The organism is Clostridium sp. OF09-36 (assembly GCF_003481985.1).
Classification (GTDB): domain Bacteria; phylum Bacillota; class Clostridia; order Lachnospirales; family Lachnospiraceae; genus Brotaphodocola.
In genome coordinates this window covers 39,315-53,244 of sequence record NZ_QUMD01000004.1, presented here as the reverse complement: position 1 = coordinate 53,244, position 13,930 = coordinate 39,315, and the positions used below count along the sequence as shown (strand labels likewise).

16 protein-coding genes are annotated in these 13,930 nt (G+C 51.2%); 4 read left to right on the top strand and 12 right to left on the bottom strand.

Annotation, left to right across the window (positions count from 1 at the left end; translation table 11 throughout):
* Positions 1 to 70 precede the first annotated feature (70 nt).
* The gene (locus DXA97_RS19900; RefSeq protein WP_147355539.1) at positions 71 to 301 is read right to left on the bottom strand and encodes a hypothetical protein; all 231 of its coding nucleotides are present in this window, start codon (positions 299 to 301) and stop codon (positions 71 to 73) included.
* The gene (locus DXA97_RS04595) at positions 274 to 492 is read right to left on the bottom strand and encodes a hypothetical protein (protein ID WP_118718752.1); all 219 of its coding nucleotides are present in this window, start codon (positions 490 to 492) and stop codon (positions 274 to 276) included. The genes DXA97_RS19900 and DXA97_RS04595 overlap by 28 nt, the downstream gene beginning before the upstream one ends.
* Positions 493 to 889: 397 nt before the next feature.
* Between DXA97_RS04595 and DXA97_RS04590 the strand changes: the two genes are divergently transcribed.
* The 3 genes from DXA97_RS04590 (at position 890) to DXA97_RS04580 (ending at position 3,037) form a co-directional block, all read left to right on the top strand.
* Positions 890 to 1,576, top strand: coding sequence for a response regulator transcription factor (locus tag DXA97_RS04590; RefSeq protein WP_118718751.1), 687 nt, complete (start codon positions 890 to 892; stop codon positions 1,574 to 1,576).
* Positions 1,554 to 1,907, top strand: a complete 354-nt coding sequence (locus tag DXA97_RS04585) for a hypothetical protein (RefSeq protein WP_118718750.1) — start codon at positions 1,554 to 1,556, stop codon at positions 1,905 to 1,907. The genes DXA97_RS04590 and DXA97_RS04585 overlap by 23 nt, the downstream gene beginning before the upstream one ends.
* Positions 1,908 to 1,984: 77 nt before the next feature.
* On the top strand, positions 1,985 to 3,037 hold the full coding sequence (locus DXA97_RS04580; protein ID WP_118718749.1) for a HAMP domain-containing sensor histidine kinase: 1,053 nt from the start codon (positions 1,985 to 1,987) through the stop codon (positions 3,035 to 3,037).
* A 73-nt stretch (positions 3,038 to 3,110) separates the two neighbouring features.
* On the opposite strand, the gene DXA97_RS04575 is transcribed toward DXA97_RS04580, so the two are convergent.
* From DXA97_RS04575 to DXA97_RS04540, 10 genes are all read right to left on the bottom strand, one after another.
* The gene (locus DXA97_RS04575) at positions 3,111 to 4,511 is read right to left on the bottom strand and encodes a phosphodiesterase (RefSeq protein ID WP_118718748.1); all 1,401 of its coding nucleotides are present in this window, start codon (positions 4,509 to 4,511) and stop codon (positions 3,111 to 3,113) included.
* 46 nt (positions 4,512 to 4,557) lie between these two features.
* Positions 4,558 to 5,094 (bottom strand): shikimate kinase, encoded by a 537-nt coding sequence (locus tag DXA97_RS04570; RefSeq protein ID WP_347561460.1) that lies wholly within the window; start codon positions 5,092 to 5,094, stop codon positions 4,558 to 4,560.
* A 337-nt stretch (positions 5,095 to 5,431) separates the two neighbouring features.
* On the bottom strand, positions 5,432 to 6,304 hold the full coding sequence (locus DXA97_RS04565; protein WP_118718856.1) for a DMT family transporter: 873 nt from the start codon (positions 6,302 to 6,304) through the stop codon (positions 5,432 to 5,434).
* A 69-nt stretch (positions 6,305 to 6,373) separates the two neighbouring features.
* Positions 6,374 to 7,153, bottom strand: coding sequence for an FAD-dependent oxidoreductase (locus tag DXA97_RS20735; RefSeq protein WP_243107560.1), 780 nt, complete (start codon positions 7,151 to 7,153; stop codon positions 6,374 to 6,376).
* A gap of 59 nt (positions 7,154 to 7,212) precedes the next feature.
* Positions 7,213 to 7,725, bottom strand: coding sequence for an FAD-dependent oxidoreductase (locus DXA97_RS20730; RefSeq protein WP_243107559.1), 513 nt, complete (start codon positions 7,723 to 7,725; stop codon positions 7,213 to 7,215).
* A 68-nt stretch (positions 7,726 to 7,793) separates the two neighbouring features.
* Positions 7,794 to 8,663 (bottom strand): shikimate dehydrogenase, encoded by an 870-nt coding sequence (locus DXA97_RS04555; protein WP_118718746.1) that lies wholly within the window; start codon positions 8,661 to 8,663, stop codon positions 7,794 to 7,796.
* 111 nt (positions 8,664 to 8,774) lie between these two features.
* Positions 8,775 to 9,257: a hypothetical protein gene (locus DXA97_RS21910; protein ID WP_347561459.1), complete on the bottom strand. Its 483-nt coding sequence runs from the start codon at positions 9,255 to 9,257 to the stop codon at positions 8,775 to 8,777.
* Positions 9,254 to 9,685 carry an AEC family transporter gene (locus tag DXA97_RS21905; protein WP_347561458.1) on the bottom strand — a complete coding sequence of 144 codons (432 nt, stop codon included), beginning with the start codon at positions 9,683 to 9,685 and terminating at the stop codon, positions 9,254 to 9,256. Before DXA97_RS21905 ends, DXA97_RS21910 begins: the two co-directional genes overlap by 4 nt.
* Before the next feature lie 448 nt (positions 9,686 to 10,133).
* Positions 10,134 to 11,051: a calcium/sodium antiporter gene (locus DXA97_RS04545; protein ID WP_118718855.1), complete on the bottom strand. Its 918-nt coding sequence runs from the start codon at positions 11,049 to 11,051 to the stop codon at positions 10,134 to 10,136.
* A gap of 146 nt (positions 11,052 to 11,197) precedes the next feature.
* Positions 11,198 to 12,598 (bottom strand): amino acid carrier protein, encoded by a 1,401-nt coding sequence (locus DXA97_RS04540; protein ID WP_118718745.1) that lies wholly within the window; start codon positions 12,596 to 12,598, stop codon positions 11,198 to 11,200.
* Between the two features lie 265 nt (positions 12,599 to 12,863).
* On the opposite strand from DXA97_RS04540, the gene DXA97_RS04535 reads away from it, so the two are divergent.
* A complete protein-coding gene (locus DXA97_RS04535; RefSeq protein ID WP_118718744.1) occupies positions 12,864 to 13,844 on the top strand; it encodes a zinc dependent phospholipase C family protein in 981 nt (326 codons plus the stop codon).
* Positions 13,845 to 13,930: the final 86 nt, after the last annotated feature.

Here is a 13,930-nt window from a genome sequence, read left to right as displayed (position 1 = left end):
CTCCTTCACCGTTTTCTTTTTTATGTTCCATGTTTCGTTTCCGATCTATTTTGCAGCTGTTTTCGAATTTCTAGGTTTTCCCTTCCCGCAATATCACGGCCAGCACAATAGCTCCGGCTACCAGAAAGGTCCATCCCGCAATATATGCCAGATGCAGATTCCCGGCAATCGGTTCCGAAAGGATGTCGTTTTCTTCCAGAAAAGAGGCTGCCGCTAACATCCAGATTCCCGGATGATACAGCCAGCGGAAGGTCCTGAAAAATTCCGACCGTTCTACCCCCGGGCGAAAGCAGGAATCCACACTGACATGCCAAGGCCGCCGACAAGCAAATAAATCAAAGTGTTTACCAGGGCCCGTACCGGGAACGTCCGGCTAAGCATTCCACCTGCCCCAAGAAGCAGGAGAAGCACCAGACAGATTCCGGCATATCCCAGAACTTCTTTTTTTAAAATTTTGCCATCCGGCGGTCTGGCCGAAGATTTCTGTCCCATGTGCGTTCTCCTTTCCGTGTCCATCCCAAGATTGCGTCTGCATACTGCGTATTTCCATTCTCTGACATGTTAAACATCCTAAAAAACAAATGTGAGAAAAATGTGAGAAATTCCGCATATTTCTGTGAGGAATATTTCAGACGCCCCGGAAAAATGCTATAATACAACGAGTGCAAGAGAGCCAGGAACGTGCTTGCACGATCATGGCGAACGGCGAGGCAATCGAGTGACGCAGTCACGAGAACGAGCGCAAGAGAGCCAGGAACATGCTTGCACGATCATGGCGAACGGCAAGGCAATCGAGTGATGCAGTCACGAGAACGAGAAGAAGAAAAGCCATTCACTGTTTCCAGTCCTGTCTGGCAAACCTTCAATGGAAAAAGAAAGGGGAATTTTTATGCCGCATATCCTCATTACCGACGATGATCCGCACCTGCGCCGTCTGGTGCGTACTTACGCAGAACTGGAAGGCTACGACTGCACCGAGGCCTCTGATGGTGCCGCCGCTGTCACCGCACTGAAACAGAATCCGTATGATCTTGTGCTCTTAGATGTTATGATGCCGGGACCGGATGGCTTTGAAATCCTGGAAGCGATCCGCCGCTTCAGCCAGGTGCCGGTCATCATGCTGACCGCACGGGACGAAGAATACGATAAACTAAATGGCTTCCAGCTTGGTGTCGATGACTATGTTGCCAAACCATTCAGCCCAAAAGAGCTCATGGCACGCATCGGTGCTGTGCTCCGCCGCACCCAGACGCGCACGGAAACTCCCGCCCTGCAGGAGATTTCCTTTGGCGGGCTTTCCATCTTTCCAGACTCCCACATGGTTACGATAGACGGGCAACGCGTGAGTCTTCCGCCAAAAGAGTTCGATCTGCTCTTAAAGCTGGCACAAAATGAACACATTGTCTTAAGCCGCGACCAACTGCTGGAAAGCGTCTGGGGATACCAGTACTGCGGGGATGGGCGCACCGTAGACACGCACATCAAATCCTTACGCGAGCACATTGGTGCCTACCGGAAGCTGATCCAGACTGTATGGGGAGTGGGGTATAAATTTGAAGAACCAGATAAAAACTAGATTTGCGGCCCTGAAAAACCGGATGGTCTTCCAGCTCTGGGCTTTTATGATGATCCCTGTCATGTTCGGGATCGGCTTTATGTGGGTAGTACAGATTTTTCTTTTTGAGCAGAACTATGCCAATGCCTCTGTCAATGAGGTGTTGAACCAGCTGTCTCCGATCATGGAGGACCTGCGCTGCCGCGATATCGGAGAAGATGAAAAGTTTTTATCCTTTATCAGTCACATCAATGCGGGTGGTGAGCTGCTTTTAACCTCCACAGATGGCACACTTGTAAAAATGTATTCCTCCGGCCACCTGGTGCAGCCGCAGAATGGGAAACAAAATTAAAATCGCCCAGGCTTCTCAGCAAGAACTCCGGGCTGGAAGAACTAATAGCAGGCCGCCCTTACAAGCATATCGAAAAAATGCACGGACAGATCATCGGCTATGAGCTGGGATTTCCGGTCACTTACCACGGCGAACGCAATTACCTCATTTTACGCAATGCCCTTATGACCCGGACGGTGTTAAACTTAAACCGCTCCCAGCTCATCGTCTTAAGCATTCTCCTAACCGGCATTGCTTCCGTGCTTGCCGCAGTTTTATCAAAACAGTTTACCCGTCCGATCTTTCAGATCAAGGAATCGGTCGATAAGCTGACGCAGAATGAGTTTGACATTGGACCGGACCTGGACCGACAGGATGAATTAGGACAGCTTTCGCAGTCCGTTGGCAAGCTCGGCAAAGCACTGCAGCGGCTGGATGTGCTGCGCCGGGAGGTCATCGCCAATGTCTCCCATGAGCTCCGCTCGCCGCTCGCCCTCATCACCGGCTATGCCGAGATGGTGCGCGACATCACCTGGAAGGACGAGGCTATGCGCAGCGAAAACTTAAACCTGATCATCAGCGAATCCAACCGCATGAGTGAGATGGTAACCGATATTCTCGACTACTCCCAGTTTTCAGCAGGCTACAGCAAGCTGAAAAAAGACTGGTATGACTTAAAAGATATCGTCAATGCAGAGCTCACCCGCTGCCGCCAGTCCGCCGCTGAGCACCACATCACCCTGACGCTTCAGGCACCGGAAGCAGAATTAAACTTCGAAGTCGATGCCTTGAAAATGAGCCAGGTGATGCGCAATCTTTTAAACAATGCCATCAACCACACGCCGGAAAACCGGGAAATTTTCATCCGGCTGGTGCCAAAATCACAGGTTCCGCTTTCCAGTCCTGTGACTGCTCTGCAGACCGGTCAGGATTTCTGCCTGGTCGAAGTGATCAATCCGGGGGAGCCGATTCCTGAGGAAGACCGGAAGATCATCTGGGAGCGCTACCAGCGCAGCCAGCACCAGAGCGGCCGCCACCTTGGGACCGGAATCGGACTTTCTATTGTCAGCACGATCTTAAAGGCGCACGATATGCCTTACGGCGTGAACTGTAAGGACGGCTACAATATCTTCTGGTTTTTATGCCGGTAAACTTTAATAGGGCCGTGTGAGTTGCCTTTTGGCAACTCGCACGGCCCTTGTCATATACTTAAATGGTTATTCTCTACCGTTTCAATTTCTCGCGCTCCTGGTCCAGCACTGCCTTTGTCTCTTCCATGGACTTTCCAAGCACGCTTGCGAGCAGCTCCTGCGGGATCGTTGGGGAATAATAAAAGCCCTGCTGGTAGATACATCCGAATTTTTCGAGAATATCTAACTGGCGCTGTGTCTCCACACCCTCCGCGATCAGGCGCTTGCCAAGCTTGTCCGAAGCCTTGATCAGGCATTCTACGATCGGCTCGGACTTCGGGTTGGTCTCAAGCTGCCACATAAACATACGCTCGAACTTTAAGGTATCGACCGGAAGCTCCAGGATCTTGCTGATACCGGAGTAGCCGGAACCAAAGTTATTTAAGATCAGTTCCACGCCCAGCTCCTTTAACTGCTGCATCACGATCTCGATGATGACTGGAGAGGTGGTAAGCGCGTATTCATCGATCTCCACTGCCAGCTTTCCGGACGGAATCTGGTATTTCTGGATCATGCTCTGAACCGTGTCTACGAAATTTTCCTGGATGATCAGGACCGGGGAAACCGGAACCGCTATGGATTCGTATTCTACACCCTTTCGCTCCAGCTCTGCGATTTCCTGTGCCACACACTCCAGCGCGTAATATTCCACACTGCTGATCTGGCCGGTATCCTCGGCGATCGGCACAAACTCAGCACTTCCGACCATGCCGATATCCTTCACAAACATGCGCATGTAATATTCCGCACGGACAAAACATCCTTCTTTTGCATTGTAAGTCGGCCGGAACCGGATCTCCAGCTCATGGTTTTCCAGCGCTGTGCTGATATATCTGGCAATGGCCTGCTTGCGCAGATAGGTGGCATGCAGCTTACTGTCATAGACCGCATACTGGTTGATGCCGGTCTCTGCTGCCTTGCTGACTGCCAGATCAAGATATTTTAACAGCTGGTCTGCACCCTCCGCATAACCCGGGTAAGAGCAAAGTCCGATCTGGCAGGAACACATACAGTCTGTTCCGTCGATCTTCCAGCTCTGGGAAAAGCGGTCCAGGATTTCTTCTGCCAGGCGCACTGCCTGTCCCTGTGTCCGGCCCTTTAAAATCGTGATGAATTCCACGCCTACATACCGGTACACAATGCACCCGGTTTCTTCCTTCAAATATTCCAGGATCTCTTTTAAGAGTTCTTCACAATAGGCAAAACCAAACAGCTCATTCATGCGCTTGAAGTTCTCGATATAAAACTTCATGACTACGCCCTGTCCCTCGCCGGTCAATGCACGCTCCAGCTGGTGACGGCAGACCATGCGGTCGCCACCAAGACCAGTGTCGCCCAGGTCCGAGGCTTCTGCAAGCGGTTCTGCAGCAGCCGTTTTTCCCATCGGCTCTGCTTTACTTTCTGTATTTTGTTTCTTTCTTCCAAATAGGCCCATAACCAAATCCCCCTTTTTCTGTGAGCAATTTGTATTTTATATTACGCTACACAAGTGCACGTTCGATCTCCGCACAGATTTCCTCCGGAGTTTTATGATCGGTCGCCACCACAATGTCGGCTGCTGCCTCATAGAGTGCCCGGCGCTTTTCCTGCAGACTTGCAATGTATTCCACATTCATGTGGCCATTTAAGACCGGACGGTCACTGCTGTCCTTGACCCGCTCATAAACGGTCGCGGGAGATGCCGTCAGAAGAACCACCTTTCCGCTCTTTTTCATAAGCTCCTGGTTTTCCGGCCGTACTACAATGCCGCCTCCGCAGGAAATGACTGTGTTTGCTTTTCCCTGCAGTCCGGCCAGCATTTCCGTTTCCAGACGCCGGAAATGATTTTCCCCGTATCTGGAAAAAATTTCCGTGATCGCCATGCCCTGTTCTTCTTCAATTTTCTGGTCCATCTCCACCAGCTCCAGATCCAGCTGGCGCTTCAGCTCTGCCGCAATGGTGCTCTTTCCTGCTCCCATAAAACCGATCAGAAAAATGTTGCAGCCGGGTTGTCTGCTTTCCTGTGCCATCTCCATCATGTCCTCCGCTTGTAACATTTATCGTAACTGTCCGCAGATGCTCACAACTTCCTGTAACACAATTCCGGACATAAGGGAAAGCTGCTTTGCTCCCCCGGAGGCCCGGAATCTTACTCTTGTAACTGCTGTTTGTGAAACCATGCAATTACGTTTTTCGTAAATGCGCAGACCTACTGAACAGTTATCTTTTTTCTTATATGCAATTATAGCAGTAGTTCTGTTTTTACGCAATCGTTTTGTCCGGGTCTGTCTATGCGAAACCCGACAAAAGCAGACACAAATCTGTCACTGTTTCCTGCAAAAAATGTATTTCTTTTCCGTTTTCAGGCGGAATAGGTCACTTTGCCTTAGACGGCAGGAAGGTTACTACCACACCCGCGCAGATCAAAACAGCACCGATTACGAAAGATGGCGTGATCACCTCATGCAAAAGCAGCACGCCCATGACTGCAGATACCAGCGGCTGCAACGGGTAAAACATGGAGCAGGTGCTGGCATTTAAGAGCTGCAGGCTCTTATTCCAGCAGGTGTGCGCCACCGCGGTTCCAAACACTGCCACAAACAGGCAGGCACCGAGCGCTACCGCCGTCGGATGGCTTCTCGTCACAAACACGTTCTCGATCACGGCCGCCGGAATGTTAAATACCAGTGCGATCTCCATACCGTAAAGCGCAGTCTGCACCGGATCATAATATCCGGAAATCTTGCGGATGGATACCGAAGCAGCGGACCACAGGATCACAGAACCAATAGAACACAAAACACCCATCATATTGATTTCCATGCTGCCTTTTCCCAGAATGATATAAACACCGATCAGGGACACCACAATGCTGACTACATTTTTCCAGGTAATCTTCTCCTTTAAGAACAGTGCCGCCATAACTGAGATCACCACCGGGTTTAAGGAGTTGATCAGGGATGCCATAGAGCCGGATAAGAGCGCTGTTCCGCCAAGCTGCAATATGATAGAAAGAAAATATCCAAGTCCGCCTAAGACCAGCAGATATTTCCAATGCTCCCGTTTTACTTTTCTCGCTCCGCCCTTCAGCTTTAAAATCCCATAAAGGCACAATACCGATACCGCATACCGGCACAGGCCAACCGTTACAGGTCCCATCACCGCCAGCGCATACTTACTTACAATATAAATACTGCCCCAGCAAAAAAATGTGATCACCAGAAATAAATATCCTGCATTTCGTTTCATCTTCTTCAAGTCCTTTCTCATCCTGTCATTTTTATATCGATACAGATTACGCGTGTGTACCCAGTAACCTTATATCAATGCCCCTTGCTTAAGCAGCTCCCTCCGGACTGCACCGGCAAAATCCGCCTCAGCAGTCTTCGCCTGAAGTGGCGCAGCCATGCTGTCCGCTGTCTGCAATGCCGCAGCCACATGCTCCTTTGCCCGAAGCTCCGCAGCCGCACGGTCCTTCGCCTGAAGTGCCGCAGCCACACCGGCTGCATGTCCGGTTGCAAAGCATGTCCCCATGACGCGCACTGCGGCAAAAGCGGTATCGTCTGCCCAGATCATCCGTCCGGCACCGTACAGATTCTCAAGCGTTTCCGACTGGAGTGCTCCCAGAGGAATGTCAAACCAGTTTCCCTCTTTCACCTCCAGATAGGTAGCCATCTGCCTGATATCCTTATGGATCTCCGGCTTCCAGCCACCGCGCGCGATCCCGTCTGGCCGTTTGCGGCCGGAAAGCACATCCTCTCCGGTCAGCATGGTCCTTCCCACCAGCTTTCTGGTCTCCCGAAAGCCAATGGAAGGTCCGGTCATGACCAGCTCGCTATGCTCCATGCCCGGCATATAGCGCTTCATGGCCGCCGCATAGCTGACTGCCTGCTTTCTCAGCTCCTTCTCCATCCGTGTCAGTTCCCGGGCAGATAAGCCCGTTGGCATCACACTCGGGATCAGTGCACAGACCACATCTGAGCCTTCGCGGGTCAGCAAAAAACCGCTTTCCCGCACAAGATGCTTCATGCCGTCTGCCCTTGCCAGCTCAACTGCGCGTCCTACCGCAGCCGGAGACATATCCTTTGTAATATCCACTCCACTTAAGCGGAACGGGAGAGATGCCGCCTGGACATGTCCGTCCAGACCGCCCCACTTTACCCTGCACCAGCCAGGCGGGCCAGGTTCGCATCGCCGGATGCATCGACAAATGTCTTTGCCTGGACAGTAAACACGCCCTCATCGTCCATACAGCGGATCCGGCAGATCTGATTTTCTTCTACGTCTGCACCGGCCAGCTGGGCATGAAGCAATACTTCCACATGGAGTCTGTCAAGAAGCGCATCCAGCGCACATTTTAAATACTCCGGCTCAAAAGAAATGTTCCAGTTGCCGGAAGCAGAAAGGCGGTTCTGGGCCGGTGCACCAAGCTCTTTTAATGCTTCCAGAACCAGGCTTCCAGCGCCCTCCACCACCCGCACCGGATGCTTCCCGCAGGTCGTAAATCCACAGAAAGCCCCGACTCCGGAATGGGTTGCCTCGCCTCCCAGATAAGAATTCCGCTCGATCAGAACGGTTTTCGCGCCAGCCTGGACCGCACCAATCGCTGCTGCACAGCCAGCTGTGCCGCCGCCAGCAATTGCTACATCATACTGCTCCAAACGTTCCATATCCACACTCCAAAAACTGTTATTCCGCGCCCCTGGCAGAGCGCTTTTCATTCATAGTACGCAGTTTCTTATGAATCAAAATAGCGTTCCTGCACTTCCTTCACCGGCATTTCTTTTCCGGTATATAAGCGGAAGGCCTCTGCGCCCTGCCATAGCAGCATTCCGATTCCCGGGATTGTCTTGCAGCCGGCTGCTTTTGCATCCTTTAAAAGCTTTGTCTCTCTCGGATTGTATACAATATCAGAAACCACCAGCTCCGGCCGCAGCATGCTGGCATCCGGGATTACACTCTGATCATCCATTGGTTTCATGCCAACCTTTGTGGCATTGCAGAACAAGTCGGCACCGGCCAGTGCACGGCGCACGGCGCCCACATCCTCCAGGTCAAAAATCTCTGCACGGCACTCCGGCACATGCTCCCGGATCTTCTGCACCGTTGCTTCCCCGTTTGCATAACGGACGGAGGATTTTCTTGCCAGGATCACAACATCCTTTGCACCGCCAAGTGCAGCAGCGATCTGGATCGCCGTTCCTGCACCGCCGCAGCCTGCGATCACCAGCTTCTTTCCGTGAATGTCGAAGCCATGCTCCAGACAGTTGCGGATCCAGCCGGTGCCATCGGTGATATGCCCCACCAGCTTTCCATCTTCATTGACAATGGTGTTGACCGCGCCGGTCAGCTCTGCCGCCTTGGAAAGCTCATCACAGCAGGAGGCCGCCACCGTTTTTCCCGGCATAGTAATGTTGCAGCCCCTAAAATTCATCATTTTCAGAGCCTCGATTGCTTTTTTCATATCCTCCTCTTTGATATCAAATGCCAGATAACGGTAATCCAGCCCTAATTTTTCAAAGCTGTAATTGTACATCGCCGGAGAACCGGAATGCGCTACCGGGCTGCCGATCAGGCATAATAATCTTGTATGTCCACTGATTTCCATGCTATGTATTCTCCTTCTATCCTTCGCAAACGTTTTTTCTTCTATAGTTTCATACCTCGCAACACCACGTCTCACCGGATTGGCTTCCTGCAAATACCATGCTCCTGCACGCTACATTACCAGCACCAGCACGGTCACGATACAGACAATGCTGATCAGCGCCGAGATGGAATTGAGTGCACTGGAGAGGCCAAAGTCTTCTCCGATATCTGCCGTAAAAGCCGGTACTGCTGCTGAGATTGGGCTAAATACCAGAAAAGCCAGTGCCTGACGGTATTCCAGCTCCAGCGGAAGCAGATGAAAAAATGCCACCGACAGCACCGCGGCGATTCCATAACGGACCAGCAGGATCCTTCCCATAGCTCCAAGCTGTTCCCGGCCTCCGGAAAACCGGACGCCTACCCCAAGCATCAGCATGGCAAGGAACGGGTTCGCATTGCCAAGGATCCCGGCGAAGGTTGTCACTGCATCCGGCAGATGGATCTGCAGCAGATTCAAAATCAGCATGAGCAGATAAGTATCGAACGGAATCGATCTTAACAGGGTCGATACGATCTTTTTGATAGAGAAGCGGTCCCCGCCACCCTTGATCATGGAGCAATGCTGTAAGAGCCACCCAGACAGACGAAGGAATTTCCCGTATCAAACAGGCTGGTCGCCAGCATTCCGGCAGGTCCAAGAAAGCTCTGCGCGAACGGCATGGTAAAGGTGCCAATGTTATAGCCCGAAATATTTAATACCTCAAAGGCTCTCTTTTCCTTCGGCGAGTGCAGATTTAGCAGATATAAAAGCGTCATATACAGCACGCCACCGCCAAATCCAAGCAGGCAGATCACCAGCAGGGAAGGGTCGATCTTACTTCCGCTCACATTGCTTATGATAGCCGCAGGCAGCGTGATCTTTAGTACGATCTTTGATAATACGTGAAAATCCTCTTCCTTAAAAAAACCAGTCCGGCGTAAAATATGTCCAAGCACAATGACCGCAATAAAGCACGCCGCCCGCATCAGGATCACTCCCATGACTTACTGTTCCCCTTTCTTTGTCTGGATTCCGCAGCTGATCCGCAGCTGCACAGCTGCTTATCTGCTCCTCTGCTCAGCTGCACAGTTGCGGGCAAAATCCATCGCTGCCCATGTAACACATGAACAGCAACAAAAATCCCATATGTGATTCATTGTGCATCAGAATTTCCTGGATGGCAAGTAGTTTTTCTTTGTTTTCCGTTTTGTTATTCATATTTCGTTCACAATTCATTCAAAAACCTTTTACAGATTCAACATGATTTCTTCACGATTTCTCCCTATACTATAACCATAAACAACAAAAGCGAACGAGTTGTTTATAAAACGCTTAAAAGATTTTTTTCATAATACTCGAGCTGATAACACGAGTTATCAGCTCTCCTCCCTTTTTAACTACAAAAAGCAAGTGCTATTTCCCGGCACTTGCTTTTTTCGTATTATTTTCCTATCTCACACAGATGTAAACCAGGTATCCCGCATACATGAACAGCATGAATGCGCCCTCCAGCCGGCTGATGCGCAGCTTGCTGCGGCACAAAAACCAGGTAACCACACTTGCTACAATGAGACATGCCGTGTCGATCACCGCAAATGGTGTTACCGCGATCGGATGAACCGCTGCGGATGCTGCAAGCACCATCAGGATATTAAAAATGTTGGAGCCGATGACATTTCCAAGAGCCAGCCCATTCTCGCCTTTTCTGGATGCGACCACGGAAGTAACCAGCTCTGGCAGGGAAGTCCCCAGCGCTACAACGGTCAGGCCGACCAGGGTCTGGGAAAGGCCAAAGGACAGTGCGATCGCCTTCGCACTGTCGACCACCAGATTACCGCCGCATACGATCGCTGCAATGCCGCCGAAAATATAGATCACGCTCCTAAGCGGGGAAAGCACAGAAATTTCTTCATCTGCCTCAGTCCGGTTTGCCAGCGCATCGCGGATCGTCAGGGCAATAAAGCCTGCAAACAGCACCAGTAAAAAGATGGCTTCTGGCCGGCTGATAAAGTGGTCACGGATGATCATGAAAAACAATACCACTGCCACTCCCACAGACGCCGCATAGTCCCAGCGCAGCTGTACTGCAAACGGGCGGATAACCCCACAGGTTCCCAGAACCACCAGAAGGTTAAACAGGTTGGAGCCGATGACATTTCCCACCGCGATCTCATTGTTGCCGGTCAGCGCTGCCGTTGTGCTGACAGCCAGCTCCGGCGCACTGGTTCCAAAGGCCACAATGGTAAGGCCGATAATGATACTTGGCACCCGCAGTGCCCGCGCAATGGAGGAGCTCGCCTCCACAAAATAATCTGCTCCCTTAATGAGGAGCACAAAGCCGATGACCAGCCAGACGTACATTAACATAATTTTTTCCTTTCTCATCTGAATCCGTACCAGATCAATCCTGCTGCTGTTCATATGCTGCAAAAACATCAGCAAGTGTTCCTGACCTATGTGCATAAATACCTTATACAAAGTGAGATAAAGTATAGGTTGTTTTGTCCGCGTTGTCAAGGTAAGGGTTCTGATTCTCCTCTTCTCCTGCTCCCAGACGGAAATGTCACATGACTGTGCAACAGCCCGAGCGTTAAAAGATTCGGATACGCCATCAGTCCATTCACCAGATCCGAAAAAATCCAGATGAATTCCAACCGGCTGACACAGCCAAGATACACCGAGATCAGGTAAAGAATGGTATACAGGCTTTCCACGTTTTTTCCCGCGTGCAGGCCTTCTGCCAGATACAAAAACATCTGCTGCCCAATGTAGTACCAGCCCACGATCGTGGCAAACGCGAACGCTGCCATACTGCAGGAAACCAGGATGCCGCCGTACCTGCCAAGCATCCGCGAAAAACAGAAGGACGTGAGCGCTGCACCATCCAGATTCCTGTATAAAACCAGAGGAGATTCCCTGCCCACACATAAGATGACCATAGCTGTGAGTGTACAGATCACAATAGTATCAAAAAACACTTCAAACATAGCCCACATTCCCTGCTCCTCCGGCGTGGTATCCTCCGCCGCGCCGTGCAGGACCGCCAGCGTACCAAGACCTGCCTCATTCGAAAAGACGCCCCGTGCCATACCATAACGCACACTTCTGGAAAATAAAAAGCCGGCCACACCTCCACCCGCTGCCCCTGGCGTCCACGCCTGTTTCAGGATCTGCAATAGCACAGGAACAATGCTGTTCCGGCATAAAATTAATACCACGACCGAGAATAGCACATAGATTCCGGCAGACAACGGCATAAACCAGGAAGTCATACGGGAAATCCTGCGGATCCCGCCCCAGATCACTGCTGCCGTCAGCGCCGTAACCAGGACAGCTGCGATATCCGGCTTCATGCCAGCCTCATACCGCAATGTCTCACTGACCGCATTGGCCTGCACCATACTCCCCATGCCAAAAGATGCAAGCACGGCAAACGCTGCATAGAGGCATGCCATGCTTTTGCAGCCAAGTCCGCGCTCCATACAGACCATCGGTCCGCACTGCCATGCGCCATCCGGCAGGCGGTAACGGTATTTTTGTCCAAGACTGGTTTCTGCATATGCCGTTGCCATGCCGATCAGCGCAGACACCCAGAGCCAGAATACTGCGCCCGGGCCGCCCGCCGTAAGGGCTGTCGCTACCCCGACAATGTTCCCGGTGCCGATGGTGGCTGCAAGTGCGGTACAGGAGGACTGGAAGGCGGTTATTTTCTTATCAAAAGCTTGTCTGGGATCTTTACTTCCGTTTTCTTCTCCGGAAATCACTTTTCCCACCGTCTGTCTCCACCAGTACGGCAGTCCCCGGATCTGAAATCCACCGGAACGGACTGTAAAAAACAATCCCGTCCCCAAAAACAAGACCATGGTCCACGGTCCCCAGACCATCTGGTGTAGTGTCTGCATGAGCTGCTGCATGGTTATCCCCAGGCGAATCGTTTTCTGTTCAGTTTATGCACAAACAGTGCTCGATTTGTCACCAAACAGATTCCGTTTTTCCTTTTTATCCTGTCACTCGTATTTTCCCGGCAGATGTGCTATAATCCAGCTACAGGGAACCCTTGTAACTGTTCAGTAGTTTCACAGTTACAAGCACTTACGCTTATCTTTTTTGTTCCATCATTCCCAATCATCCATTACAGCGCGGACCATCCCCGGATGTCCGCAGAAAACGAGGTTTTCTATGCCCGGATTTACCACACATTATATCTTAGGAATGAAGGCCTACAATGACCTTCCCAATAACCAGTTAAAATATATCATTGCCAAATACCGCTGGCTCTACCAGCTGGGACTGCAAGGACCGGATATGTTCTTTTATAATATCCCGATCCTACGCCACCGGGACTACCGCAATGTCGGCTCCTATATGCACGAGCACCACATTCAGGATTTCTTTGCCTGTTATCTGCGTCACTTAAGCGAAATCAAATCCCGCCAGCAGCGCGAGGAGGGACTTGCCTACTTCTGCGGCTACTTAAATCACTACATCGGGGATTCCATCTGCCACCCTTATGTATATGGACGCATCGGCTACGATGCCAAGTCTCCAAACAGCCAGGCCCATGGCCGCCACGCTTCCCTGGAGAATGACATTGATGCCATACTCCTGTGGAAATACAAGCACAAAAAACCATCCCAGTTCAACCAGGCAGCAACCATCTGCTTAAACGGCATGGAAACTCAGTTTATCTCCCGTTTCCTTGCCGACTGTATCAATGAGACGTATTATCCCATCACCTACAGCAACAACTTCCAGGTAACCCCTGCCATGATCCACCGTTCCATTCTCGCTCTGCGCTTCGGCTGCCGGACCCTGGCAGACCCAAAGGGATCCAAACGCAATAAGATTGCCTTCGTGGAGAAGCTGGTCCTGAAAAATCCGGTGGCATCCCAGAAGCTGGTCACCGACGAGATCAATAACCCACGTGAAGTCCTGAACATCGACCACGACATCTGGTGCAACCCCTGGGACCGCAGGCTTGCCTCCCGCGCATCCTTCCCGGATCTGTTCCGCCAGTGCCTGCATAAAAGCAATGACGTTTATGCCATCATCAACTCCTATCTGACTGGTGAACTGCCATCCACAAGAGAAAGCATGGACCGGTTGTTAAATGAGCTTGGGAGTTATTCGTATCACAGCGGACTGCATGTGCCGGATTAAGCATATCGGATGAAGGAATTAACGGCCGTGCCTGGCTCATCCGCAATATGCAGTACAAACAAAAGAAAAGATGGAGACCAGCGATC